This is a genomic window from Saprospiraceae bacterium, from assembly GCA_016712145.1.
Classification (GTDB): Bacteria; Bacteroidota; Bacteroidia; order Chitinophagales; family Saprospiraceae; genus Vicinibacter.
The window spans coordinates 1087143-1111414 of sequence record JADJRO010000001.1 but is presented as its reverse complement, the minus strand read 5'-3'; the positions used below and the strand labels follow the sequence as shown (position 1 = coordinate 1111414).

At 35.3% G+C, this 24272-nt stretch carries 21 protein-coding genes; 12 read left to right on the top strand and 9 right to left on the bottom strand.

Annotated features, from left to right (window positions below):
- Window positions 1-32 precede the first annotated feature (32 nt).
- From IPK91_04930 to IPK91_04905, 6 genes are read left to right on the top strand one after another with little or no spacing between them, the layout of a single operon-like run.
- On the top strand, window positions 33-1253 hold the full coding sequence (locus IPK91_04930) for a TolC family protein (GenBank protein ID MBK8296618.1): 1221 nt from the start codon (window positions 33-35) through the stop codon (window positions 1251-1253).
- On the top strand, window positions 1250-2236 hold the full coding sequence (locus IPK91_04925; GenBank protein MBK8296617.1) for an efflux RND transporter periplasmic adaptor subunit: 987 nt from the start codon (window positions 1250-1252) through the stop codon (window positions 2234-2236). Before IPK91_04930 ends, IPK91_04925 begins: the two co-directional genes overlap by 4 nt.
- A gap of 3 nt (window positions 2237-2239) precedes the next feature.
- Complete coding sequence (locus IPK91_04920) at window positions 2240-3166, top strand: ABC transporter ATP-binding protein (GenBank protein ID MBK8296616.1); 927 nt, start codon at window positions 2240-2242, stop codon at window positions 3164-3166.
- Window positions 3159-3905 carry an ABC transporter ATP-binding protein gene (locus IPK91_04915; GenBank protein ID MBK8296615.1) on the top strand — a complete coding sequence of 249 codons (747 nt, stop codon included), beginning with the start codon at window positions 3159-3161 and terminating at the stop codon, window positions 3903-3905. Before IPK91_04920 ends, IPK91_04915 begins: the two co-directional genes overlap by 8 nt.
- Window positions 3905-5014 (top strand): ABC transporter permease, encoded by a 1110-nt coding sequence (locus IPK91_04910; protein ID MBK8296614.1) that lies wholly within the window; start codon window positions 3905-3907, stop codon window positions 5012-5014. Before IPK91_04915 ends, IPK91_04910 begins: the two co-directional genes overlap by 1 nt.
- Before the next feature lie 3 nt (window positions 5015-5017).
- Entirely contained in the window at window positions 5018-6136 is a 1119-nt protein-coding gene (locus IPK91_04905; protein ID MBK8296613.1) for an ABC transporter permease, read from the top strand.
- A gap of 5 nt (window positions 6137-6141) precedes the next feature.
- Here IPK91_04905 and IPK91_04900 read toward each other — a convergent pair whose 3' ends face one another.
- From IPK91_04900 to IPK91_04870, 7 genes are all read right to left on the bottom strand, one after another.
- Window positions 6142-6924, bottom strand: a complete 783-nt coding sequence (locus IPK91_04900) for a hypothetical protein (protein MBK8296612.1) — start codon at window positions 6922-6924, stop codon at window positions 6142-6144.
- A gap of 61 nt (window positions 6925-6985) precedes the next feature.
- A complete protein-coding gene (locus tag IPK91_04895) occupies window positions 6986-7387 on the bottom strand; it encodes a CBS domain-containing protein (protein MBK8296611.1) in 402 nt (133 codons plus the stop codon).
- A 55-nt stretch (window positions 7388-7442) separates the two neighbouring features.
- Window positions 7443-9455, bottom strand: coding sequence for a urocanate hydratase (locus IPK91_04890; protein MBK8296610.1), 2013 nt, complete (start codon window positions 9453-9455; stop codon window positions 7443-7445).
- Between the two features lie 10 nt (window positions 9456-9465).
- The gene (locus IPK91_04885; protein MBK8296609.1) at window positions 9466-9687 is read right to left on the bottom strand and encodes a hypothetical protein; all 222 of its coding nucleotides are present in this window, start codon (window positions 9685-9687) and stop codon (window positions 9466-9468) included.
- Between the two features lie 89 nt (window positions 9688-9776).
- The gene (locus IPK91_04880; protein ID MBK8296608.1) at window positions 9777-11057 is read right to left on the bottom strand and encodes a hypothetical protein; all 1281 of its coding nucleotides are present in this window, start codon (window positions 11055-11057) and stop codon (window positions 9777-9779) included.
- Window positions 10985-11959, bottom strand: a complete 975-nt coding sequence (locus IPK91_04875; GenBank protein ID MBK8296607.1) for a hypothetical protein — start codon at window positions 11957-11959, stop codon at window positions 10985-10987. The genes IPK91_04880 and IPK91_04875 overlap by 73 nt, the downstream gene beginning before the upstream one ends.
- A 62-nt stretch (window positions 11960-12021) precedes the next feature.
- Complete coding sequence (locus IPK91_04870) at window positions 12022-12468, bottom strand: hypothetical protein (protein ID MBK8296606.1); 447 nt, start codon at window positions 12466-12468, stop codon at window positions 12022-12024.
- Window positions 12469-12572: 104 nt separating this feature from the next.
- Between IPK91_04870 and IPK91_04865 the strand changes: the two genes are divergently transcribed.
- The 6 genes from IPK91_04865 (at window position 12573) to IPK91_04840 (ending at window position 20786) form a co-directional block, all read left to right on the top strand.
- Window positions 12573-12989: a hypothetical protein gene (locus IPK91_04865; GenBank protein ID MBK8296605.1), complete on the top strand. Its 417-nt coding sequence runs from the start codon at window positions 12573-12575 to the stop codon at window positions 12987-12989.
- Window positions 12986-16117: a M4 family metallopeptidase gene (locus IPK91_04860; GenBank protein ID MBK8296604.1), complete on the top strand. Its 3132-nt coding sequence runs from the start codon at window positions 12986-12988 to the stop codon at window positions 16115-16117. The genes IPK91_04865 and IPK91_04860 overlap by 4 nt, the downstream gene beginning before the upstream one ends.
- Before the next feature lie 47 nt (window positions 16118-16164).
- Window positions 16165-17139 (top strand): glycosyltransferase family 9 protein, encoded by a 975-nt coding sequence (locus IPK91_04855; protein MBK8296603.1) that lies wholly within the window; start codon window positions 16165-16167, stop codon window positions 17137-17139.
- Complete coding sequence (locus tag IPK91_04850) at window positions 17139-18215, top strand: M48 family metallopeptidase (protein ID MBK8296602.1); 1077 nt, start codon at window positions 17139-17141, stop codon at window positions 18213-18215. The genes IPK91_04855 and IPK91_04850 overlap by 1 nt, the downstream gene beginning before the upstream one ends.
- A 119-nt stretch (window positions 18216-18334) precedes the next feature.
- Window positions 18335-19315, top strand: coding sequence for a hypothetical protein (locus IPK91_04845; protein ID MBK8296601.1), 981 nt, complete (start codon window positions 18335-18337; stop codon window positions 19313-19315).
- Between the two features lie 10 nt (window positions 19316-19325).
- The gene (locus IPK91_04840) at window positions 19326-20786 is read left to right on the top strand and encodes an O-antigen ligase family protein (protein MBK8296600.1); all 1461 of its coding nucleotides are present in this window, start codon (window positions 19326-19328) and stop codon (window positions 20784-20786) included.
- Here IPK91_04840 and IPK91_04835 read toward each other — a convergent pair.
- Both IPK91_04835 and IPK91_04830 read right to left on the bottom strand, forming a co-directional pair.
- Window positions 20749-22272 (bottom strand): aminotransferase class V-fold PLP-dependent enzyme, encoded by a 1524-nt coding sequence (locus tag IPK91_04835; protein MBK8296599.1) that lies wholly within the window; start codon window positions 22270-22272, stop codon window positions 20749-20751. The two genes, IPK91_04840 and IPK91_04835, sit on opposite strands and share 38 nt — an antisense overlap.
- Window positions 22273-22495: 223 nt before the next feature.
- Window positions 22496-24169 (bottom strand): hypothetical protein, encoded by a 1674-nt coding sequence (locus IPK91_04830; protein MBK8296598.1) that lies wholly within the window; start codon window positions 24167-24169, stop codon window positions 22496-22498.
- Window positions 24170-24272: the final 103 nt, after the last annotated feature.

The window sequence follows — 24272 nt, the reverse complement described above, 5'->3', positions numbered from 1 at the left end:
TAATCCTAATTTTTTCCAGCCTTTGTAATCAGATGGTTGCTCAGGATATTAAAATTAGTTTGGATTCCTGTCTTATTTTAGCTCGCCGAAATTATCCTCAAATTAAGCAGTTGGATCTCTTGGTCAAAACAGGAGAGGCGACGGTAACTATTCTAAACAAAGCCTGGCTGCCACAAGTTAATGTCAATGCCCAAGCTTCATACCAATCAGATGTTACAAGTTTTGATATCAATATTCCTGGATTTCCAACACCGAATCCACCTAATAAAGATCAATATAAGTTTTATGCTGATATTGGACAGATCGTTTATGATGGAGGTAGCATAAGTTTACAAAAAAAATTGACCCGGGCGAATGCAAAGCTCGAAATTAGTAAAGTTGAAACAGAGCTTTACAAATTAAACGATCGAGTTTTGCAATTATACTTTGGGATATTACTCAGCCAGTTCCATCAAAAGAGTTTGGATTTGCTTGAGAAAGACTTAGTCGAGCAAATTAATAAAGCTACAGTTGCTTTTAATGCAAAAACAATAGCTGCGAATACACTTTATTTAATTCAAGCAGAAAAATTGAAATTGGATCAGCGACGCATTGAGCTGAATGCACAAAAGATTCAACTGCTTCAAACCCTTAGTATTTTTATTAATAGAAATTTAGAAGCAAATGCTGAATTGCTTGAACCATCGAACCCAGTATTAAGTCCGGTTATTCAGAGACCTGAGTTACAGCTGGTGGATCAACAAATTTATTTGGCAAATTTGCAATGGAAGTTTAATCGATCGAAATCAATTCCTAAAATAAATTTATTTGGTCAATTTGGATACTCCAACCCTGCATTAAATTTTTTAAAAAATGAGTTCCAACTCTATTACTTAGGTGGAATTAAATTGAACTGGAATTTTTCTGCTTTGTATCAGTATCGAAGTGACTATAAAGTATCAATTTTAAATAAAAATTTGGCTGAATTGCAACGAGAAAGTTTTTTATTTAATACCAGACTCAATTTAATGCAGCAAAACCAGGAAATTCAAAAGTATGTCCAGCTTTTAAAATCTGATAAGGAGTTAATTGAATTGCGTATTAAAATTAAAAATGCCTCTAAATCACAATATGAGAATGGAATCATAACAACAAGTGATTATTTACGTGAATTGAATGCGGAAGAGCAAGCCAGAACTACAGAATATATTCATAAGGTTCAGTTTCTTCAAGCCCAATATTTGTTTTACTATTATTCAGGAATAAATTTATGAAGCAGTACGGTACTAAATTCTCAATAATTCTTCTGGTCAGCTTGTTGCAAGCTTGCAATCATAATGGTATGCAAAGAGATGCCTCCGGAGTATTTGAATCAGATGAAATTATTGTATCATCTGAAGTGATCGGCAAAGTCATTGAATTTAAAGTTGAAGAAGGTTCTGAATTGCAAAAGGATTCTGTGGTTGGAAAAATTGACCCGATTCAATATGAATTGCAAAGTGAGCAAATTGCTTCATCTATTAAAGCAATGGATAATAAAACCTTATCCGCTGTTCCTCAGGTGCAAATTTTGCAATCTCAAATGGAATCGCAAGAAGAACAAATAAAAGTATTGCAATTGCAATTGAAAAATGCTTTGTATGAAAAAATCAGACTAGAAAAACTCGTTAAGGCAGATGCAGCACCTGGAAAGCAATTGGATGATTTAACTTCGCAAATTGCTATATTGGAACAACAGATTAAAACCGCTCAGAGTCAAGTTTCATTAATTAAACAGCAAATTCGATCACAGAAAGACTTGGTTCAGATTCAAAATCGTGCAATAACCAGTGAGAAGGAACCACTTGAAAAAAGGAAGGCAATGGCAGATGACTATTTGAAAAAAGCGCTAATTAGAAATCCAATCAAAGGTACGCTATTGACTAAGTATATTCATGAGGGAGAAGTTGTCACCATTGGAAAAGCAATATATAAACTGGCAAATCTCGATGAACTTTATTTAAGAGCATATATCACGGGAAGTCAATTGACTCAAATAAAATTAAATCAAGAGGTTAAAGTATATGTTGACGATGCGGCTTCTGCTATTAAAGAATTTCCTGGAATAGTAAGTTATATCAGTGACAAAGCTGAATTTACACCAAAAACCATTCAAACCAAGGATGAAAGGGCCAATTTGGTATATGCTGTTAAAATTCGTGTTAAAAATGATGGATACCTCAAATTAGGTATGTATGGTGAAGTGAAATTTAATTAAAAGATGACTGCAATTGAAGCGATTGGCATTTCAAAATCATACCGGTTTAAAAGGGAGGAGGTTAATGCACTTCGAGATATTAATTTGCAAATTTCAAAAGCTGAATTATTTGGCTTGATTGGGCCTGATGGATCAGGAAAATCAAGTCTGATTCGTATTTTAAATACCTTGCTCTTGGCTGATAAAGGGACGGGTTATGTTGATGGCTTAAATATAGTAGACGATTTTGAAAAAATTCGAAAACGAATTGGGTATATGCCGGGTCGGTTTTCATTATATCAGGATTTAACAGTAGAAGAAAATTTACAATTTTTTGCTTCGGTGTTTAATACCACCATTAGCGAAAATTATTCTTTAATAAAATCAATTTACCAACAGATTGAACCTTTTAAACACCGCAGAGCCGGCCAGCTTTCTGGTGGCATGAAACAAAAACTGGCTTTGTCTTGTGCGCTGATTCATAGGCCTTCAGTTTTATTTCTTGATGAGCCTACTACAGGCGTTGATGCTGTTTCGAGAAAGGAATTTTGGGACATGCTTAAAGAATTACAAACTAACGAGATTACTATATTGGTTTCGACGCCCTACATGGATGAAGCTGCTTTATGCGATCGGGTTGCATTGATTTTAGATGGAAGCTTATTTAAGGTTGATAAGCCTGCAAACATTGTAGATGATTTTGATCAAAAATTATTTGGTGTTCGGACAAAGGATATGTATCGTCTAATTCAAGACTTAAAATCTTGGCCATTCGTTTATTCTTGCTATGCTTTTGGAGATAGTTGTCATGTAGTTTTTAAAAATCTAACAGATGAAATAGCTTCTTGTAAGACCTATCTGATTTCAAAGCAGCACGAACTCATTGAAATATTTCAAATAAAGGCAGGAATTGAAGATTGTTTTATGTATTTAATGAAAAAGAGTGCCTGAAAATTATTTGATCGAAGTTACAAATCTAACTAAAAGATTTGCGGCATTTACAGCAGTTGATAATATCAGCTTTAATGTAAAGCAAGGTGAAATATTTGGATTTTTAGGGGCAAACGGAGCAGGGAAAACTACTGCGATTAAAATGTTATCTGGGTTATTAAATCCAAGTTCGGGGGAAGCAAAAGTTATTGGTTTTGATGTAAAGACACAGGCTGAGCAGATTAAAAAAAATATTGGCTACATGAGTCAACGGTTTTCGCTCTATGAAGACTTGACTGTTTTTGAGAACATGCGTTTTTACGGAGGAATTTATGGGTTGCGCTCGAAAGAAATTAATTCAAAGGCAGATGATATCTTAAATATCTTGAATCTGATAAATGAAAGAAATGTATTGGTAAAATCGCTTCCGCTTGGCTGGAAACAAAAACTGGCATTTTCAATTTCAATTTTACATAATCCACCACTTGTTTTTTTGGATGAACCGACCGGTGGGGTGGATCCAATTACACGACGTGAATTTTGGGAGCTAATTATGGAAGCTTCTCATAGAGGTACAACCATATTTGTCACTACGCATTATATGGACGAAGCCGAGTATTGCAACCGGGTATCAATCATGGTTGATGGAAAAATAGAAGCATTGGGTGCCCCATTAGAATTGAGACAACAGATCGGCGCACCCAATATGGAGGCCGTTTTTTTAAGTCTCGCAAGAAAATCTAGTCGCATTGAAGTATGATGAAGCAGTTTTGGATATTTGTAAATAAGGAATGGCTTCACATCTTAAGAGATCGACGGACCTTATTGATTTTATTTGGAATGCCTATCGCTCAGATTTTGATTTTTGGATTTGCTCTTTCTAATGAAGTAAAAAACTCCAAAATAGCAATACTGGATCATGCAACTGACGATGTAAGCCATAAATTGATTGAGCGTATTGAGGCTAGTAAATATTTTGAAATAGTACATGTGCTCCACAGCGATTCTGAAATTGATCCTGTTTTTAAACAAGGGCTTATTCGGCTTGTAGTAGTTTTTCCTAGCTCGTTGAGTAATGACTTACATCATCAGAATGATGTTCGTATCCAATTGATTTCAGATGCTTCTGATCCAAATGTGGGAACTACCCTGGTTAATTACATGAGTTCAATAATTGGTGATTATCAAAATGAATTGATTGCACTCAATAAATTGCCTTATACAATAAAGCCTGAGGTGAGAATGATCTATAACCCTCAGTTAAAAGCGGCATATAATTTTGTGCCTGGAGTTATGGCTATGGTGCTTTTATTGATCTGTTCATTAATGACCTCTATTGCGATCGTCCGAGAGAAAGAAATGGGAACCATGGAAGTGTTGCTCGTTTCCCCTCTAAGACCAGCTTTGGTGATTATTTCTAAAACCATTCCTTACCTTGTATTGTCATTTATTAATATCTGTAGTATATTGCTATTGAGTTATTTTGTTTTAGGAGTTCCTGTAAAGGGAAATCTGTTTTTATTATTGGCTGAAGGAATCCTTTTTATTATTACCTCACTGTCATTAGGTATGTTTGTTTCTTCAGTTGCAGCTACTCAAACAGCGGCTATGTTTGGCACGTTGGTGGGATTATTTATGCCAACATTGATGTTTAGTGGATTTATGTTTCCAGTAGATAACATGCCAATACCATTACAAATGCTTTCAAATATAATTCCTTCAAAATGGTTTTTTAATATTGTAAAGGCGATTATGATAAAGGGTCTTGGTTTTTCAGCTATTTGGAAAGAGACGTTGATATTATTTGGAATGACCTGCCTTCTCTTTATAATTAGCATTCGAAAATTTGATAAGCGATTAGCCCTTTAATTAATGCGAACCATAAAGTTCATCATACAAAAGGAATTCAGTCAGTTTTTTCGTGAAAAAACCAACATCAGAATGTTGTTGGTGATGCCTGTGATCCAATTGATACTGTTACCATTGGCAGCGAATTATGAAGTTAGAAATATACAACTGTGTGTAGTTGATCACGATCATTCAACGTACGTTCGCGAAATGATTCAAAAAGTTACTGCATCCGGATATTTTAAATTAAATTCTTATGTTGATTCCTATAATGAAGGATTGGAACGAATGGAACATGATAATGTAGATATTATATTAGAAATTCCTTCTGGATTTGAAAAGATACTGATACGGGAAAATGAAGCAATTCTTTCAGCATCAGTAAATGCAGTCAATGGACAACGGGCTAGTTTGGGAGCACAATATTTGTTGGCTATCCTTCGCGATTTTAATCGTGAAATTAGATTGAACTGGATTCAATTTCCTAAATTTAATCCAGTTCCTATTATAAAAATTGAACATTCATATTGGTATAATCCAATGATGAATTATAAGCATTTTATGGTTCCTGGAATTTTGGTTATTCTGCTGACAATGGTTGGTGCAAATATGTCTGCTTTAAATCTTGTTCGTGAAAAAGAACTGGGAACGATCGAGCAAATAAATGTTTCACCCATAAAGAAGTACCATTTTATTATTGGGAAGTTAATTCCTTTTTGGATTATGGGACAAGTGGTATTGACCCTTGGTTTATTAGTAGCGCGATTAATTTATGGCATTGTGCCGGTTGGTAACGTGGGATCAATTTATTTGTTTTCTTCTGCTTATTTACTTTGCATTTTAGGTTTGGGGCTTTTGATCTCTACCTATGCAAACACTCAACAACAGGCAATGTTGATTTCATTTTTTGTAATGATGGTATTTATATTATTGAGCGGTCTTTATACCTCAATTGACAGCATGCCTCTTTGGGCTCAATGGATAACTAAAATTAATCCCATTGCATATTTCGTACAAGTCATGCGACTGGTCATCATGAAGGGTAGTGGATTAAAAGATATTTTACCCCATATAATAGCTATACTTGGGATGGCAACCGTTATAATACCTTGGGCTGTATGGAACTATCGAAAAAGAAGTTGAGGATGTTATAATTTACGAACAGTTTGCTCATTTGTTACATTAAGTATTGCCTCTGCCTGATATGGCCAAGATTCAATTAGTTTATCATCAATTTCATCAAATTCTACCATCCATTTTCTTAAATCCTTTTTAGATGTGTTTTTTATTTGATCAAAACTGCGAATTCCTTTTGAGATTAATCGACTTGCAACATCTTCATCGATTCCTTTAATTAAATGCAATGGGTCCGAAGGTTGGGCCTTCAAAGTATATTGCTCCATTTTTTCGTCACCGATAATATTGCTTATAATCATTAGATGTTGATCTAAAATGGATTTAAGATCAGCCACAATTTTGGAATCTCCGGATTCTGATTCTGACAATTTCGAATTTGTTTTTAAACGCAAGATCTGTTGCTCAAGCTCAAATACTTTCAGTTCTAATTCCTGGTTTAAATTTTGAGTAAGCTTGAGCGCTTGATTTGTTTGTTCAAAATCACTAATTATCGAGGGATCATCGAATTTACGCTTTGCTTCGAGGTATTTTTCTTCTAATATGACATATTTGGATTTCCAGTCTTCATAAGCAACTTTATAAGTTCTTTCTTGCTCAAGCGTTTGGAGAATTTTTTCATCAAGATCAAATTTTTCTTTACGCAATTGATCGTAAATTATACGTAACTCATTTTTGTCACGAATGGCATCCCGTGCTTCCATACGGTACTTACTGGCAACAATCCACAAAGCAACGAGGGAGCAAATTACCAGAATTCCAAAAAAAACATATAAAAATACCGGTGCAATAGACATGTTAAGCTTGATCAGAATACATATTGAAGTCTAAATTTAGGCTTCATACTATAAATGCAAATTAAAATCTCTTTGGATATTCTTTGTTGTATTCGTAGCGTAATACATCAAAAGAAGTCACGATGCCTACCAGTCTTCCATTATCTACAACAGGCAATGCGTGAAATAAATGCTCCATAAATACCTCTGCCGCAGTCCCTACTTTATCAGTAGATTCTATGGTTGCAAGTATTTTGGTCATTACATTTCCAACTTTTGTTGTTGGATAATCTTTATGATCCACAGCTAATTTAAAAAGATCATAGGTAGTAACAATACCAACCAACTTCATATCATTTTCAACCACAGGTACGTGGTGAATCCGGTTGTTGATCAGTAATTCTTTGACCTTCTGAAGTGTGTCTGTTGGATTTACACATATTACGTCCCGAACCATAATTTCCTGGACCGTTTCATTCATCATACATTTTGAGTTTAAGGCACGAAAGATATTAAAGTTTGTAGAATATTGGGCTAAATTAAAATAAATTTTCTAAGTCGCCGTCTTTAACTGCATTCGGAAGGAATACTTGCAATAAGGGTTCTTGTTGCATGGCCGTTTGGATAGCCTCAAGAGCTCCTTCATTTCTAGCCCAGGCCCGTCTTGCAACTCCATTATTAACATCCCAGTGCAACATATTCTGGATTTTGTCATCGCAAGTTTTACTCCCATCTAAGACCATTCCAAATCCTCCATTTATCACCTCACCCCAACCCACACCGCCTCCATTATGGATGGAAACCCAGGTAGCACCTCTGAAACTATCACCAATTACATTGTGAATGGCCATGTCTGCTGTAAATTTGGAGCCGTCGTAAATATTGGATGTTTCTCTAAAAGGGGAGTCCGTTCCAGATACATCATGATGATCTCTTCCTAAAACCACCGCTCCTTTCAGTACACCCTCTGAGATGGCTTTGTTAAACGCTTTGGCAATTGCTATCCGTCCCCGGGCATCTGCATAAAGTATTCTCGATTTACTTCCAACGACCGGTAAATTGGATCCCGCATTTTGAATCCATTTCAAATTGTCCTGGTATTGAAGCTTCGGATTTCCATCCAATACGTCTATAAGCTGAATAATTACCTGTTCTGCAATTTTATCGGTTTTCTCCAAATCCTCTAGGGTTCCAGAACAACATACCCACCTGAAAGGTCCAAAGCCATAGTCAAAACACAAGGGCCCCATGATGTCTTCAACATAAGAGGGATATCGATATTGAATGTGATCGGCATCCTTCCAAACCTTAGCTCCGGCTGCTCCCGCTTCTTTTAAAAAAGCATTCCCATAATCCCAAAAATACATGCCTCTTTGACTAAGGGTATTGATGGCATCTACTTGCCTGCACAAACTGGATTGTACTGCTTTTAAAAATGCGGGTTTATCTTGAAGTAATAACTTTTTAGCTTCATCAAAACTATAACCAACCGGGCAATAACCAAGGTCATCAATATTATGTAAAGATGTTTGATCTGAACCTAAATGAACCTTAATGTTATGTTGAACAGCATATTCCCATAAATCGACGATATTTCCTGCATACACCAAAGCAATGCCCCTTTCCTGATTATTATAATTTTTGGCTGCTTTAAAAAGCGGAGGCAATGAATTAAAAATATTATTTGGATCAATGTATCCATCTTCTAATCGTTGTTTTATAGCATCAGGGTCGACTTCTGCCAACAAACAACACGCCCCGGTTATAACTGCAGCTAAAGATTGTGCACCGGACATGCCTCCCAAACCGGATGTAATAAATAATTGGCCGTGTAAATTATTCAAATTTGCTTGAAATCGTCTTGCTGCGTTTAATAAAGTAATCGTGGTTCCATGTACAATCCCTTGTGGACCAATGTACATAAATGAACCGGCAGTCATTTGTCCGTATTGAGTTACCCCCAAGGCATTGTATTTGTTCCAATCTTCTTTTTTACTATAATTTGGAATCATCATCCCATTCGTTATTACTACGCGAGGTGCATCCGGATGTGATGGAAATAACCCAAGTGGGTGACCAGAATATAAAACCAATGTTTGAAAATCAGTCATTTGACTTAAATAAAACATGGTCAATTTATATTGAGCCCAATTTTGAAAAACAGAACCATTGCCACCATAGGTTATAAGTTCGTGTGGATATTTTGCAACTTTGGGATCTAAATTATTTTGTATCATCAACATAATTGCAGCAGCCTGACTGGATTTGGCTGGATATTCAGAGATTGCACGTGCATGCATCGGGTATTTTGGACGGAATCGATACATGTAAATACGACCATAATTTTTAAGTTCTTCAGCAAATTCACGGGCTAAAATTTCATGAAAATGATGGGGAAAATAGCGAAGTGCATTTCTGACTGCAAGTTGTTTTTCATCGTGTCGTAAAGTTTGTTCGATGTTCCGCTTCGGAGCATGCGGTACCGTTTGATCGTATCCAGGATGATCCGGCAAAACTTTTGGAATACCTTCTTTTAATACATTCATTTCCATAAATTTCAAATTAATTCCGGAGTAAATTGTACAATGAAAAAAATTGAATATCCTGACTTTTTAATTTTGGATCCTTGCTAATGCATTCAATCTTTAATAATTCATTAGGGTTTAAATCAAAATAGTTAGGGTAGAACTGTGTCGATTTAGTCTCAACTAAATAGATGCTTTTTGCAAAATTTTTAGCACGTAAATTGAAACGATATCCGTTGTTGGTTTTTTCAAAATCCAAAACTTGAACAGCAGGTTCTAATAAATTTAAATTTTTAAACCTATCAAAAAAACATGCACTGCTTCCGCTTTGCGTTTTATTTTTCCATTTTAATAAGAGGTAATAATCTTGGGTAAATTCAAGTTTTTTAAATCAAGTGGTATGGTTAAGATTAATTGAGAACTATCATTAATTATAGGACCTTCCCAATGATCATAAAATATAAAATTACCTGAAAAATCCTGAAGATGCATATCTAATTCATACGATTCATTTTCAATTAAATCAGACAGTGCATGAATTGAAATGCCATTTTCGATGGGTGTTGCGACAAATAGTACGGGTTCAAAAGTTTTTTTAACCAGGTGTTGCAAGGCTTTGTATCGACCTGTATAATCAATTCCTGACCATGAGATTCCAGGCCAGCAATCATTAAATTGCCAATACAATGTACCCATGCAATATGGTTTTGAAAGCCGATGTTTTCGAAGAATTTTGCAAATACCCTCAGCCTGACAAATTTGATTGAGATAAATTAATTCTTCAAAATTTTTTGGTTCGGGAAAATCATGTGAGATGTATTTCCGGATAAGCTTATTTCCTCTGGGATGTTTTTGATGGTTTAATATGCTTTTTGATTCTAATTGCAAATCGCTATCATCTGCAATTGTTTTTAATGTAACCAGTGAAGGGAGTGATTGAAAACCAAATTCACTCATAAATCGTGGGACTCGATCTTCTAATTGCTCAAATGGCATTTCATCATGCCAAAGACCCCAATCATGGGCATCTCCATAGTTAGTAAATCGTTTGTCGCCTCTTCCGTATAATGGCGATGACTCCCAATAAGACGTGAAGTTGCTGTGCTTTTTTACAGCATCAGGTAAAATAGTATTAAATAAAAGTTGATAATCATTCCAAATGCGTTTTTGATTATTGGGCGAAATTAACAACTGCCATCCCCATCGATTCCATCCTTCGTTATTTTCGTTATTACCACACCACAATGCGATGCAAGCATGACTGCTAAGTCGTTTTACTTGTTCTTCTGCTTCCAGTGCTACGTTTGTAAGATAAGACGAATCTCCTGGATACATGCCACAGGCAAACATAAAATCTTGCCAGATCATGATCCCTTTTTCATCGCATGCTTCGTAAAAAGCTTCAGATTCATAAGTGCCACCACCCCAGATCCGCAACATGTTAAAATTACAATCCACAGCTTGATCAATAATGCGCAAGGGGTGATCACTTTTTAAAAACAGAATATCCTGGGGTATGTAATTAGCACCTTTACAAAAGATTCTTTTACCGTTTACTAAAAATAAAATGAAGATCCGAATTGATCTGCTTGGTTCATTAATGTAATCGAACGGATACCTGTTTTCCATTCCTTCAACAATCGTTTATGACCCCCTTCAAGAATCGATAATTTGCATGAATAAAGTTTTTGGTCGCCATGTCCATTAGGCCACCATAATTCTGGATTTTTAATGACCAGAGTTTGTGTACAATGATTTTGTCCAAATTGAGAAGAACAATCAAAGTTAAAAAGTTGATTTCCAATTTCTAATTCGAAACTTTGAAGTTTATCTATGCCAGAATTAAAATCCATTTCTAGCTTTAATTCCGCATAACCGGATCCGATTTCTTTGGTGTGCAAGGAAACATGTTCCAATAGATACTCATGCCATGCATTTATTGTAATTGGCTTTGTAATTCCTGCACTTTCTAAGGTAGGTCCAAAATCCCAACCAAATTGGTATTGAGGCTTTCGCACCATGACACGTTTTTCTCCAGGTAATTTAGTTTCAAGCTGACGGTACAATGAATCTGCAAGAAGACTAGCAGACTGGATTTTAATTAGTAATTCATTGGTTCCAACTTTTAATGTAGATTTAATATCGAATTTCCAGGTCCTGAACGCATTTTCAGCATTACCAATAAACTGATCGTTAAGGTATACTTTACAATAGGTATCCAGACCTGGGCAATTCAAATAAATATGTTCATTTAATAAAAATTCAGGTTCAATCTGAATCAAGGATTTAAACCACCATTCTTTATAACTTACCCATTGAACTGTTGCTTCATTTTGAGAGAAGTAGGGGTTTGGAATTTTTGAATTTTCAAGAAGGGCTGTAAAGCTGTTGCCTGGAATGTTGCAAGGGAGCCATCGAATGCTGTCCCCAGGACTAAAAAACCAATCTGTATGCAATTGATGGTGCATTTGGCCTGAAAGTTTAACCAAAAGAAAGAGAATCAGAACAAAACTATATGAAATTCGATGCATAGGACGCAAAATAAAAAAGGCTTTCCGGAAAGGAAAGCCTTTTTTATTAATTGAATTGAAAATTATTCAGATTTAGTCTGAGGAGCTGGTGCTACATTTTCAGTTTGAACTGCAGCAGTAGATTTAGATTTACAACATGCTTTACCGTTTGCTGAACCTTTTGCACAACATGCTTTTGAAGGTGAACAAGATTTTCCTGTCGCACCCGTTGCAGAAGCTTCTGTACTTGGAATGCTTACGAAACTAGCTGTTGCATCATCAAAACGAACAGGTGTTTTAGAAGCCAATCCTGCAGCATCTTTAGATACTTTAAAGAAACAAACACTTCCGTTTTCACATACTTTTGTTTCAATATTTGGATCATTAGCTGCAGCTTTCATTGCAGTTTCGCTAGGTTTAGCGCAAGATTTAGCCTCAGCAGATTTAGCACCATGAGAACAAGTTTGAGCAGAAGCTGTTCCCGCTGAAATCAAGAAGGCAAAACCTAATAAAAGAAATAAATTTTTCATATTTTTAACTGTTTTTTAATTGTTTTACAAAGATAAAACGTCCTACATTTATATTTAGTTCTTTGTTTAAGCATTTAACGAGAATTTAAGACAATCTAATTACAATGATTTTTACTAAAGCATACATTATCAGCTTGTTATCTATTATTCTCATTGGAAATTCCTGCGGTCCGACGAAGCAAGATCCCAATCCAGACTACATCCGAATTGGAAATGGGGGTGGTTTTGCCGGGATTGAAACGGTCTACACCATAAACCTGAAAGGTTCAGTTGATCAGGGTGGAGCCAAAATTGGGAGTTTGAAAAAGGCCGATATCAACCAATTGACTCGAAATATAGACGTGTTGCAATTGGATCAATTGGACTGGAATCAACCTGGAAATATGTATAAATTTATTGAATACAAACTGGGAACCAAAATGCATCGGATGAGTTGGGATAGCAATTCACCTGATGTAAATAATAATCTTAATCTATTTTACAATCACGCCCTTCACCTTATTCAAAAATTGAATTCATGAAAAAATTTACTTTTAGCACATTGCTAAGTTTACTCATTCTGCAAGTAGTTACGGCACAGGCTTTCAAAAAATCACATCAGTTTACAATTAGCAGCGGGGCTAAAATTGAAAATAAAATTTTGACAAAGCCATCTGGTTTTTTACCAAAACTGGAATCTTCAATAGTTCCTGTAATCAATCCATCCTACAAATCATTGCAAGGTCACCAATTGCAGACAGGTAAAACTGCAATGCAGGTAATTCAAATGAACGAGGAAGGAATTCCCATTCGTTTTATAACAAATAACAAGCGTACACAAATCCAAATGTCTGATGCACAGTATTGGGCAGAACAACTTCCTAAAAGTTTAAGTTTGCCGGAATATGCTGGAACAGCTTATACATTGCGTAGTGAAGAAAAAGATAAACAAGGCATTATTCATATTAAGTATGACCAAACCTTCGAAGGGATACCAGTTTTTAATGGCGAGTATTTCGTGCATATTTATCCTGACCAAAAAGTTTTGGCTCACGGTGTGGTTCAATTACCAGATCGTTATTTTGAAGCTAAAATAGATGCTATAGAGGCCTATAATCAAGCTCAGATTGAACTTAAAAAATCTGGAATTCATTTTGCCTCTGACAATATAGAGCAACCAGCATTTATCAAATTGGGCCTGCAACAATCCAGATTGGTATATTGGTTTAATCCAGCAACAAGCGAATGGCATTTAGTTTATGAATTGGATGTATTTCCTACTGCAATGACTCGATATACTGTATTAACAGATGCAGTTTCTGGAAAAGTTGTAAAATATTACCAAAAACATTGTTTGTTGTCGCATTCTAATAACGAACACAAACACGAAACACCAGTGAATTCAGCTCCACCACAGGGTGCTGAAGTGACCACTGCCAAAGATTTGTTGGATGTAACTCGAAGCTTGAATGTGTGGAGAGAGAATTCAACAGTCTATTTAATCGACGGGTCCAGACCAATGTTTAAACCTGGTTCCTTTAAATTGGACAACCCGATTGGTGCTATCTGGACACTAGATGCAAAAAGTACCAATCCAAACAATCTTAAAGTAGATCAAATTAAATCAACTACAAATACCTGGGCCAAAAATGCAGTTTCTGCTCATTACAATGCAGGAATCGCTTTTGAATATTATACCAATACCCATACACGAAATTCAATCAATGGAATCGGAGGATCCATTATTTCAGTTGTAAATGTTAATGATGAAAGTGGTGGAGGTTTAGATAATGCTTTTTGGAATGGACAAGCTATGTTTTATGGTAATGGAGCGCAATCTTTTATGCCTTTAGCGAGAGGATTGGATGTAGCAGGGCACGAAATGTCTCACGGTGTAATAGAAAGTACAGCCAATTTGGACTATGAAGGTGAATCAGGCGCAATCAATGAATCCTTTGCAGATGTATTTGGCGTTTTAATTGATCGGGATGATTGGAAAGTTGGTGAAGACGTGGTTCGATTAAGTGAGTTCCCATCTGGAGCATTGCGCAATATGAGTGACCCTCACAACGGAGCGCAAACAAATGACTTTGGAAGATGGCAACCCAGACATGTCAATGAACAATATAAAGGCACCGCTGATAATGGTGGCGTGCATATTAATAGCGGGATTCCAAATTATGCATTTTATTTATTTGTTCAAGAGTTGGCAAAAACATCTAATGAAGCAGCAGCAAAAGGAGTCGCTGAAAAAGTATACTATAAAGCTCTTAGTCAATATTTAACCCGTTCGTCTAAATTTAAAGAACTACGTCCTGCTGTCGAACAAGCATGCATTGATTTACATGGAAATAATTCTGCTGTGCACAATGCGGCTAAAAAAGCATTTGATATGGTAGGAATTGGTTCAAGCGGTACTCCTGGAGGAGGTGGTACTAATTATCAAAAAGATTTACCTGTTAATCCTGGTAAAGAATTCGTTGTGTGCACGGATGATAATTTTGATGGTGTTTATTTAATCAATCGGAGTTCAGGTGCAATTACACAATTAAGCCAAAATGCTGTTAAAAGCAAGCCAAGCGTTTCTGATGATGGTTCAGAAATTTACTATGTAGGAGATGATTCAAAATTGTATGGACTCTTTTATAATACAAGTACCAAACTTTATCAGGAATTTATATTGGACAGCGACCCAATTTATCGAAATGCTTGTATTTCTAAAGATGGTTCTTTTCTTGCCGTTTTATACGAACAAGCAGAAAATAAAATCCATGTTTACCAATTTTCAAATCAAAAATGGAATACATTCACACTTAGTAATCCTACAACGGGCTCTGGTGTAAATACATCCAATGTAAAGTACGCAGACTTTTTAGACTTTGAACACTCAGGGCAATACCTCATGTATGACTGCTTAAGTGAACTTGACAACGGTACCTTAAATCCATATGAATATTGGGATATTGGCTTTGTGAGAGTGTTTGATTTGGTTTCTAAAACAGTAGGGGACGGTCACATTGAAAAATTGTTTGGAGATATCCCCGAAAATGTAAGTATAGGGAATCCGGTATTTTCAAAAAATTCACCTTATATTATAGCGTTTGATTACGTTGAAGCCCAATCTTCATTCAATACGTATTCACTGTTGGGAGCGAATGTAGAGACGGGAGATGTAGGTGAGATCGCAATAAATAGAGATGATCTTGGTTTTGCAAGTTATTCTGTACATGATGATTTCTTATTATACGACGGAGTAAATACTTCAGGGGATATCTCACTAAAATACAAACCGCTAGCAAAAAGCAAAATTGCATCCAATGGCAACGAATTGCTTTTTGTAAAGGGTGCACGCTACGGCAGTTGGTTTGCCGATGGAAAAAGAAGTCTGGTAAAGACGGTTTCATTGCCTGGTTTAACAGCGGTCTCCGTTTCTCCAAATCCATTTGTCGATCACATTGTAATCAATTTAGAATCAAAAGAAGCGTTGGATGTCAATGCTAAAATAGTGAATGCTGCAGGTGAAATTGTTAAAAATCAGAATTTTAGTATGATATCTGGTTCAAATCAATTTGTTATGAACACAGATGACTTGACCTCAGGAGTTTACTTTTTGAGTTTGACTACCAAAGATGGATTCGCTAGCTTAAGCTTGATTAAATCTGGACATTGATTCGGTTTTAAATAGTTTACTTTAAGCGAATTAGAACAGTTTAATCGTTGAAACGGAAGATCTTGCTTATCCGCTTTAGTTCCATTGGGGACCTGATTCTAATTACACCAATAGCTCGTTGTTTAAAAATGCAATTGGATGCAGAAATCCATTTAATCACTAAAGCAGGATTTAAATCGGTATTAGGTAATAATCCTTATATCGAGAAACATTGGAGTTTTGAAAAGTCAATTTTAGAATGCCTGAATGATCTGAAATCTGAGTCCTTCGACCTGGTAATCGATCTACACAAAAATACCAGATCCTATTTATTGAGAATTTTACTTCGTAAACCAGTTTATAGTTTTAATAAAATTAATTTCTGGAAATGGCTTATGTGTGCATTTAAAATCAACTTAATGCCTGATAAACATTTAGTAGATCGTTATTTTGAAGGGTTGCAAGCACTACATGTTAAGAATGATGGCAAGGGACTTGATTATTTTTTTAACAAGAATTATAACTTTGATGCAATTATTGAGAGCTTGCCTCCAAAATATATAGTCGGCGTTTTGGGAGCTGCTCATTATACTAAGCAAATTCCTTTAGAAAAGTGGCGAGATTTAATTGGCAGCGTAAAATTTCCAGTTGTATTAATTGGTGGAAGAAAAGAAATTAATTTAGGGAGGCAATTAGAAATGGAATTTCCGGATGGATTTATAAATCATGCCGGCCAATTTTCAATAGAGCAATCAGCTGCAATCATAGCAAATGCCTTTATGGTTATTACACCGGATACTGGAATGATGCATATCACAGCAGCCTTAAGGAAACCCATGCATGTGTTTTGGGGAAATACCATTCCTCAATTTGGTATGTATCCTTATTACGGAACAAAACCAGGAATACATCGTAATCATGAAGTATTGAATTTAAGCTGTCGTCCATGTTCGAAGTTAGGTTTTCCTAAATGCCCTATGAATCACTTCAATTGCATGATGCAACAGCAGATTACATCAGACCTTTTAGATTTAGAAATGTGATGAAAAAAGCTTTTTATTATTCTGGTATAAAACCAAATCCTATACCAGTTGAAGTTAGTTTCGAACCCGATTCATTTAAATTTATAATTCAAAAAGATAATCAGGTTCAATCGGTTGAATGGCCTATTAATCAAATAAAACCAGACTCTAATTATTCTGGTACTAAATTGATCCTTTCGCATGGTGCCAAACCACCTTTTGAATATTTAGAATTTGATTCAATAGAAATATTGGACTTCCTTCAAAGTAAATATCCATTTTATAAATGGATAAAAAAGGATGATTGGATCAACAAACATGCAATTGGATTAATTTCTGGGGGAATAGCCATATTGGTCATAGGAATTTTAGGACTCTATTTCTTAATTGCTCCAAAAGTTTCAGATGGGTTAACAAAAACAATTCCGATTAAATGGGAAGTTGAATTGGGCGACAAAATTTTTGCGCAGTTTATGTCTGCAAATAAAGAAAATCAGCTAAAATCAATGCAGCTGGATTCTTTTTTTAAATTAATGAATGTAGCTACAGAGTATCCTATTCGCATGCATTTTTCTGAGGATACGATTGTGAATGCATTTGCCATTCCTGGAGGTCACATTGTGGTTTATAAAGGATTGATAAATAAATTAAACAATTACGAAAGTCTTGCAGGATTGCTTGGACATGAATTCACTCATGTTGATAAGAAGCACAGTTTGAAAACGATCTTGAGATCCGCATCCTCTTATTTGATTTTGGCAGCGGTCTTTGGTGATTTAACTGGTTTAGCCGGAATCATCCTGGAAAATGCAAATTCAATTCAAAATTTGAGTTACTCTAGAAAATTTGAACAAGAAGCAGATCAGTATGCGGTTTCGATCCTATTGGATCGTAAAATAGGATTGACAGGAATGCTTGATTTGTTTAAAGTGTTTTTAAGTATAGGTAATAAAGGCTTATCGGTGCCAGCATTTTTAAGTACGCATCCAGTTACAGAGGATCGGATTAAATACATTGAATTACGTATGGCTACGAGTGAATCTGAAACGATAGAACATCAAGAACTTAAACAACTTTTTCTTAGATTGAAATTATAAGCATTGTTGAAAATTAGCAATTGAAAGCCTTTTTCATGAGTATATTCGCATGTTTTTTGAATTTTACCCAATAATTTGGGACTTTTTTCGTAATATCAGCATACACAAAACGACGAAACATGGAGGTATTAAGTTTTAATGAACTCTTTAGATTGATCTGGAAAAATTTCCGACTGTTATTTATCATTGGTTTGTTGACAGTAATAGGTTCAGCCTGTATTGCATTAGTTCTTCCTGTATATTATAAATCAACAACAACAATTTTTCCGGTAAAACTTGCCCAGGTTCCTGTAAATGAAACTGCATTCAGAAGAGGAAATATCAGTGATTTTGGAGAAACAGGGGAGGCCGAACAAGCTCTTGAGTTGCTAAACTCTACGAGTTTAATGGAACGGGTCGTAAATAAATTTGACCTTTATACACATTACAAAATCAAACAATCCGATGCTGCAGCTAAGTTTTTTGTTTTTAAAACATATGAAGGCAATGTAGACATAAAGCGAACAAAATTTAATTCGATCCAAATTACAGTAAAGGATAAAGATCCAAAAATAGCTTCTGATATGGCCAATGCAATTGCATCTTATCTTGATACTTTAAAATATGAAATGGTTCAGCTTCGTGCAAATGAACTTGTTACAAATTTAGAGCGTCAACATACAATTCAACAAGATTTAATTGACAGTCTTAAATTAGAAATGGATTATCTGACCAATAAAGGAATCATGAGTCAGTTTCAAAGGGGCTATTTATTAGAAGCATATGCACAGGCAGTAGGAGCCGAGCGAAATCAATTAAAAACGCTGGTTGATTCAAATATTAAATACGGAGAAGAATTTGATAAAGTGGAACGAATATTTGATCGTGAAATAGAAAACATCATGCTAATTAATAAATATTTAGTTCAAACAAAAGCAGATGGAGAGATCCAGTTTTCTCAAAAATTTGTTGTCGATGCAGCAGAACCAGCTGAACGAAAATCATACCCTGTTCGTTGGCTAGTTGTTTTAGTTAGTCTGATTAGTTCAATGTTTATTTCCATTGGCTTATTATTGATTAAGCAAAGTTGGCCAGAGTACAGAAAGAACCTGGAGGCTTAATTCCGTAAACATGGAAAATAGTAGATCTGTATTTTACAGCAGTCTCATTCTTTCATTGGGAACCATTTATTTTGCATTTCGTTTTGAATTATATCCCTTGCTCGGATTGCCTTTAATTATTTTGTTTATCCCTTTAATAATTAAAAAACCGGATCTTCTTTTTTTTCTATTGGCTTTTATAACTCCTTTATCAATTAACCCTGCGGATGTAGAATGGTCTCATTTGAGTCTTGCATTACCCTCCGAACCTTTAGGATTAATTCTGGTACTCTTCTTTTTTCTTCTCTTTGTTACCAGCGATAAAGTGGATGCAAGTTTTCTAAAACATCCTATAACAGTTTTAATTTATTGTTTTTTTATTTGGTGGGTAATCACAAGTTTTACCAGTGTACACAAATTAGTATCCATTAAATTTATTATTGCAAAACTTTGGTTTATTATACCATGTTACTTTTTAGCGGGTGTATTCTTTAAAGACAACTTAGCTATTCGGAAATATTTGTTTCTATTTGTATTAGGGATGTTTTTTGTAAGCCTGTTTAATATTGTTCATTTGTCTTCCTATGGTTTTGAAGATAAACCTTCACAATGGACCATGCAACCATTTTTTAAAGACCACACCATATTTGGGGCTATTTTAGCATTGGTAATTCCTTTGAGTATTGGATTAATCAAATGGTATAAAGGAAATTTCATCCTTCAATGGTTCTTACGTATTGTGCTTTTAGTTTTAATTACTGGCTTGGTACTAACTTTTTCTAGAGCGGCTTGGGTTAGTATTGTGCCTGCATTATTATTGTTCTTGATTTTTTTATTTAGAATTCGAATGAAATGGGTATTGGCAGGGGTTGCTGTCGGGCTCTATTATCTGATAGTCAATTTGGATCCATTAATTATGGAAATGGAGCGTAACAAGGTAGCAGGCAGTGATGACATAGTACAAAATGCAGAATCTATTTCAAATATTAGTTCAGATCCGTCTAACCTGGAGCGAATCAACAGGTGGTCTTCAGCAATTGAAATGTGGAAAAGCAAACCCATTTTTGGCTTTGGTCCTGGAACTTATATGTTTGAATATGCCCCATACCAATTATCTGGAAATTTCACAAGTATCAGTACCAATTTTGGTGATGTAGGAAATGCACACAGTGAATATTTGGGACCTTTGGCTGAATCTGGATTGATCGGTCTGCTGTTGTTTCTGGCTTTGTTTGTGAGCGTATTCATTATAGGATTTAGAGCATATTATCATCCGCAAATAAATAAAGAAGATCGATTTATTTTATGCACAGTATTGTGTGCATTGTTAACATATTTTGTGCATGGCTTTTTAAATAATTTTCTAGACACAGACAAAGCCAATAATATTTTCTGGCCTTTAATTGCATGTGTTGTTGTTTTGGATTTAAAAAATAGGATGTCGAAATTACAAGCTACGATTCCAGATCACAAAATCGGCGATGTAAAATAGAATACATTTTGCCTTTTAACAAACTGTCTCTTTCATCATCTTTAAAACGTATGATTCCTTTTGTGAAATTTAAAATATAATCTTTCTCCCATTCTTTAAAATTGGCAGCAAGCTCTTGAATGGATTTTACTAAATAATGGGCTTCCTGGTTCGTCATGCAAGGATGGATGGATATGCGGATCCAACCAGGTTTGGTGGAATAATCTCCAGTATTGATTCGATCCGTAATTTTATGAGAAATTTCCGGGCTAACATTTAACAGATAATGTCCGTAGGTTCCGGCACATGAACAGCCGCCGCGAGCTTGAATTCCAAATCGGTCATTTAATAATTTAACTCCTGCATTATAATGTAAATCATCAATGTAAAAAGAAATGATACCAAGCCGATGTTTATGTTGTGATGCTAAAATGTGTAAATTGGGAATTTGTGATAAACCGTTCCATAATATTTGCATCAACTCTTCTTCTCGCAATAACATCAATTGAACATTCATTTCTTCTTTTAGTAAGATGCACATGGCCGCTTTAATCGTTTGGAGAAATGCAGGGGTTCCACCATCTTCACGCTCTTCAATATTCTCAAGAAATTTATGTTCTCCCCAGGGATTGGTCCAATCTACAGTGCCTCCTCCAGGATCATCCGGAATGGTATTTGAATACAATTTATTATCAAAGACCAACACCCCTGAACTTCCGGGACCTCCTAAAAATTTATGTGGTGAAAAATAGATTGCATCCAAGCTGGCATCCGGATCCTCAGGGTGCATATTAATTTGAACATAAGGAGCAGAGCAGGCAAAATCAACAAAGCACAACCCCTGATATTTATGAATCAATTTTGCAATTTCATGAAAAGGGGTGATGATGCCGGTTACATTTGAACAGGCAGTTATTGCAGCAATTTTATAGGGTCTTTTGATGTATTGGAAGATGCAATTTTCAAAAGATTCTAATGAAATCAAGCCATCAGTTGCTGGTGGAATAACAACCACATCTGCAATGGTTTCAAGCCAACTGGTTTGATTTGAATGATGCTCCATGTGGGTGATAAATACTACAGGACGTTCTTCCTCATCCAACTGCACCTTAGAACGAAATCGTTCATGTAACTTTAATCCGAGAATTCGTTGAAATTTATTGACGACTCCGGTCATCCCGGAATTTGATGAAATTAATACATCTGTATTATGCGCATTTACATGCTTTTTGATAATCTGATGCGCTTCATGATAGGCAAATGTCATGGCCATACCGGTGCCACTCGTCTCAGTATGGGTATTAGCTACAAAAGGCATAATTTCCTTTTGGATGCGTTCTTCAATCAACTGATAGCTTCGTCCACTTGCAGTCCAATCAGCATATACAATTGGATGCGTATGTCCATCTGGCGTCTCCAGACATTGATCAATGCCAATTATATTATTGCGAAAAACTGAAAAATATTCTTCCAGATTGATCGCTCCGTTTTTTGTTTGTTCTGTCATTAATAAATACAAAGATCAAATAAACAATTCATTTTCACAAAAAGAATCCTTGAAAGATCATCTTATTTAGGTTCGTATTGGTCAAGTTTAAATTGACTTATTTCTAGGAGCTGCTTGGACCTATTCCAGATATAACACTTAAATTCATCTTTATGTGATCTCATTTCTGGGGTGAGAAATACCATTTTATAATTTACCCAATTCATGGGCAGGCTGTCTGGTTTTAACTCAAGGGCATGATATGCATAGATTCCATGTTTGTGCTCCATAGACATAACCAATAAAGGGGATCTTGTTTTGACTCAACAGAGTAATCCGGAAATCTAATGGAAATGCTTGCTTCTATCCATGCATGATCTTTAGATGTGATTTCATTAAAACGATAGGAGAATGTTTTTGAAAATTCTTCATCTTTTACCATGCGATAGATACCAATGCCAGCGCTATCCTTTTCAAAACGTGTGTCTTTTTCATTAATAAAATCCCAGGATGCTAATACTTTATGCAAGTAATTTTCTCTGTTCTTAAATTCAAATTTTCCGGAAAAATCTCGTTCAACCAATTTGTATTGGTCCCATTCTGGATTTTTATGTGTTTTTCCAAATATTGCCCAGTAATATTCCTTTGTTGTTCGATATGGATCTAAAATAAAATGACGCAATTGCCACCATTGAAATTGATTTAAAATAATTAAAATACAAATACTTAAGTAAACAGAATATTTAATTGGTTTACTCTTTTCAGAAATAAAATTCAGAAAATAACCTAAACTTATTGCCAATAGTGGATAGCTGGTAATCATCGGTCTTAGTGAATACGCAGCGCCATACCACCATTCCGACCAACTGCAAATAATGTAAAATGTTACCAGAAAATAAATGAATATTCCTGAAAATAAAGGTTTGTCTTGTTTCTTTAAAATGTAAAATCCTACGATTGAAAAAACCATAACCGGTGTATAGATAAACCATCCTTTCCGATAACTAAATAAGGCTTCTAAAATATGCGGTGAAAACAAGTCCAGGCCTACACCCGGATTTTTGTAGCTGTCATACAACCATTTGCCTGTGCGTTCATGCCAATAATACATTTGTGGAAAAAACAAAAGCAGTCCGCCAAGTAGACAAAGTAGAATCGTTCCTTTGAATTGAACTATCAAACGCATTTTGTCTTTAAATGCAGCAATTGAACTTACATTCCAAAAGAGTGGAATTAACAGTGCAACAATTTCACTTGGCTTTACCAGACCCATTAAAAAAATAGGAGCGGCAATCCAAACTAAATTTCTGGTATTCGCCTGTTTGTGAAATTGGATCGTATTCCAAACTAATATGCTCATCAGCATAAACAATACATTTACCGTAGCAAGATTGTCAATTGTGAGATGGTGAATGTAATTCGTACCAAGGACAATGATCAGCATCGTAAAAACGGTAGTGCGCTCTGAAAAAAAGTTCAATAAAATTTTGCGTAGAAAAATTAATCCGATCAGTGTATAGACTAAACCACCAAAAACCAAAGCAATTTGGTAGGGCGGACTAAATCCATCGGGCAAATAATGGGTCAATTGGACTATTCCATGTCCCAATAAAAAAAACGGAAGATAAAACAGAGCCATTCCCATCAAGAAAAAATACATGGGCTCTCCCTTTGAATTTGATCCGACCTGGTAAAAAGTAGCCGTTAATTGTTGTTCATCATTGATTTTTTGTAACCATTCAATTGAATGCAAACCGGGATCATGATGAATAAAACTGGCAGGTAAATAGAGATAATATCCAAGTACATCCCAGGAAATTTCTTTAGTATGAATATGGCTTATCCTGAATATAAAGATTGCTGAAAACAGAATGATCAGGCAAATAAGCGAGGTTTTCTTGTTAATTTGGTCGGGCATCTGCAAAGTTTAGCTAACTATTTAATTAAGTAAAATAAGGTCATTCTATAGAACATTCTGACTTCTTGGTCTAAATTTATAAATATTTTAATTTAAAGGAAAC

Bases quoted from the DNA above. Each gene is read 5' to 3' on its own strand.
- IPK91_04930 (MBK8296618.1), top strand. From the start codon at position 33: ATGGTTGCTCAGGATATTAAAATTAGTTTGGATTCCTGTCTTATTTTA.
- IPK91_04925 (MBK8296617.1), top strand. From the start codon at position 1,250: ATGAAGCAGTACGGTACTAAATTCTCAATAATTCTTCTGGTCAGCTTG.
- IPK91_04920 (MBK8296616.1), top strand. From the start codon at position 2,240: ATGACTGCAATTGAAGCGATTGGCATTTCAAAATCATACCGGTTTAAA.
- IPK91_04910 (MBK8296614.1), top strand. From the start codon at position 3,905: ATGAAGCAGTTTTGGATATTTGTAAATAAGGAATGGCTTCACATCTTA.
- IPK91_04905 (MBK8296613.1), top strand. From the start codon at position 5,018: ATGCGAACCATAAAGTTCATCATACAAAAGGAATTCAGTCAGTTTTTT.
- IPK91_04900 (MBK8296612.1), bottom strand. From the start codon at position 6,924: ATGTCTATTGCACCGGTATTTTTATATGTTTTTTTTGGAATTCTGGTA.
- IPK91_04895 (MBK8296611.1), bottom strand. From the start codon at position 7,387: ATGATGAATGAAACGGTCCAGGAAATTATGGTTCGGGACGTAATATGT.
- IPK91_04890 (MBK8296610.1), bottom strand. From the start codon at position 9,455: ATGGAAATGAATGTATTAAAAGAAGGTATTCCAAAAGTTTTGCCGGAT.
- IPK91_04880 (MBK8296608.1), bottom strand. From the start codon at position 11,057: ATGGAAAACAGGTATCCGTTCGATTACATTAATGAACCAAGCAGATCA.
- IPK91_04875 (MBK8296607.1), bottom strand. From the start codon at position 11,959: ATGCATCGAATTTCATATAGTTTTGTTCTGATTCTCTTTCTTTTGGTT.
- IPK91_04870 (MBK8296606.1), bottom strand. From the start codon at position 12,468: ATGAAAAATTTATTTCTTTTATTAGGTTTTGCCTTCTTGATTTCAGCG.
- IPK91_04865 (MBK8296605.1), top strand. From the start codon at position 12,573: ATGATTTTTACTAAAGCATACATTATCAGCTTGTTATCTATTATTCTC.
- IPK91_04860 (MBK8296604.1), top strand. From the start codon at position 12,986: ATGAAAAAATTTACTTTTAGCACATTGCTAAGTTTACTCATTCTGCAA.
- IPK91_04850 (MBK8296602.1), top strand. From the start codon at position 17,139: ATGAAAAAAGCTTTTTATTATTCTGGTATAAAACCAAATCCTATACCA.
- IPK91_04845 (MBK8296601.1), top strand. From the start codon at position 18,335: ATGGAGGTATTAAGTTTTAATGAACTCTTTAGATTGATCTGGAAAAAT.
- IPK91_04840 (MBK8296600.1), top strand. From the start codon at position 19,326: ATGGAAAATAGTAGATCTGTATTTTACAGCAGTCTCATTCTTTCATTG.
- IPK91_04835 (MBK8296599.1), bottom strand. From the start codon at position 22,272: ATGACAGAACAAACAAAAAACGGAGCGATCAATCTGGAAGAATATTTT.
- IPK91_04830 (MBK8296598.1), bottom strand. From the start codon at position 24,169: ATGCCCGACCAAATTAACAAGAAAACCTCGCTTATTTGCCTGATCATT.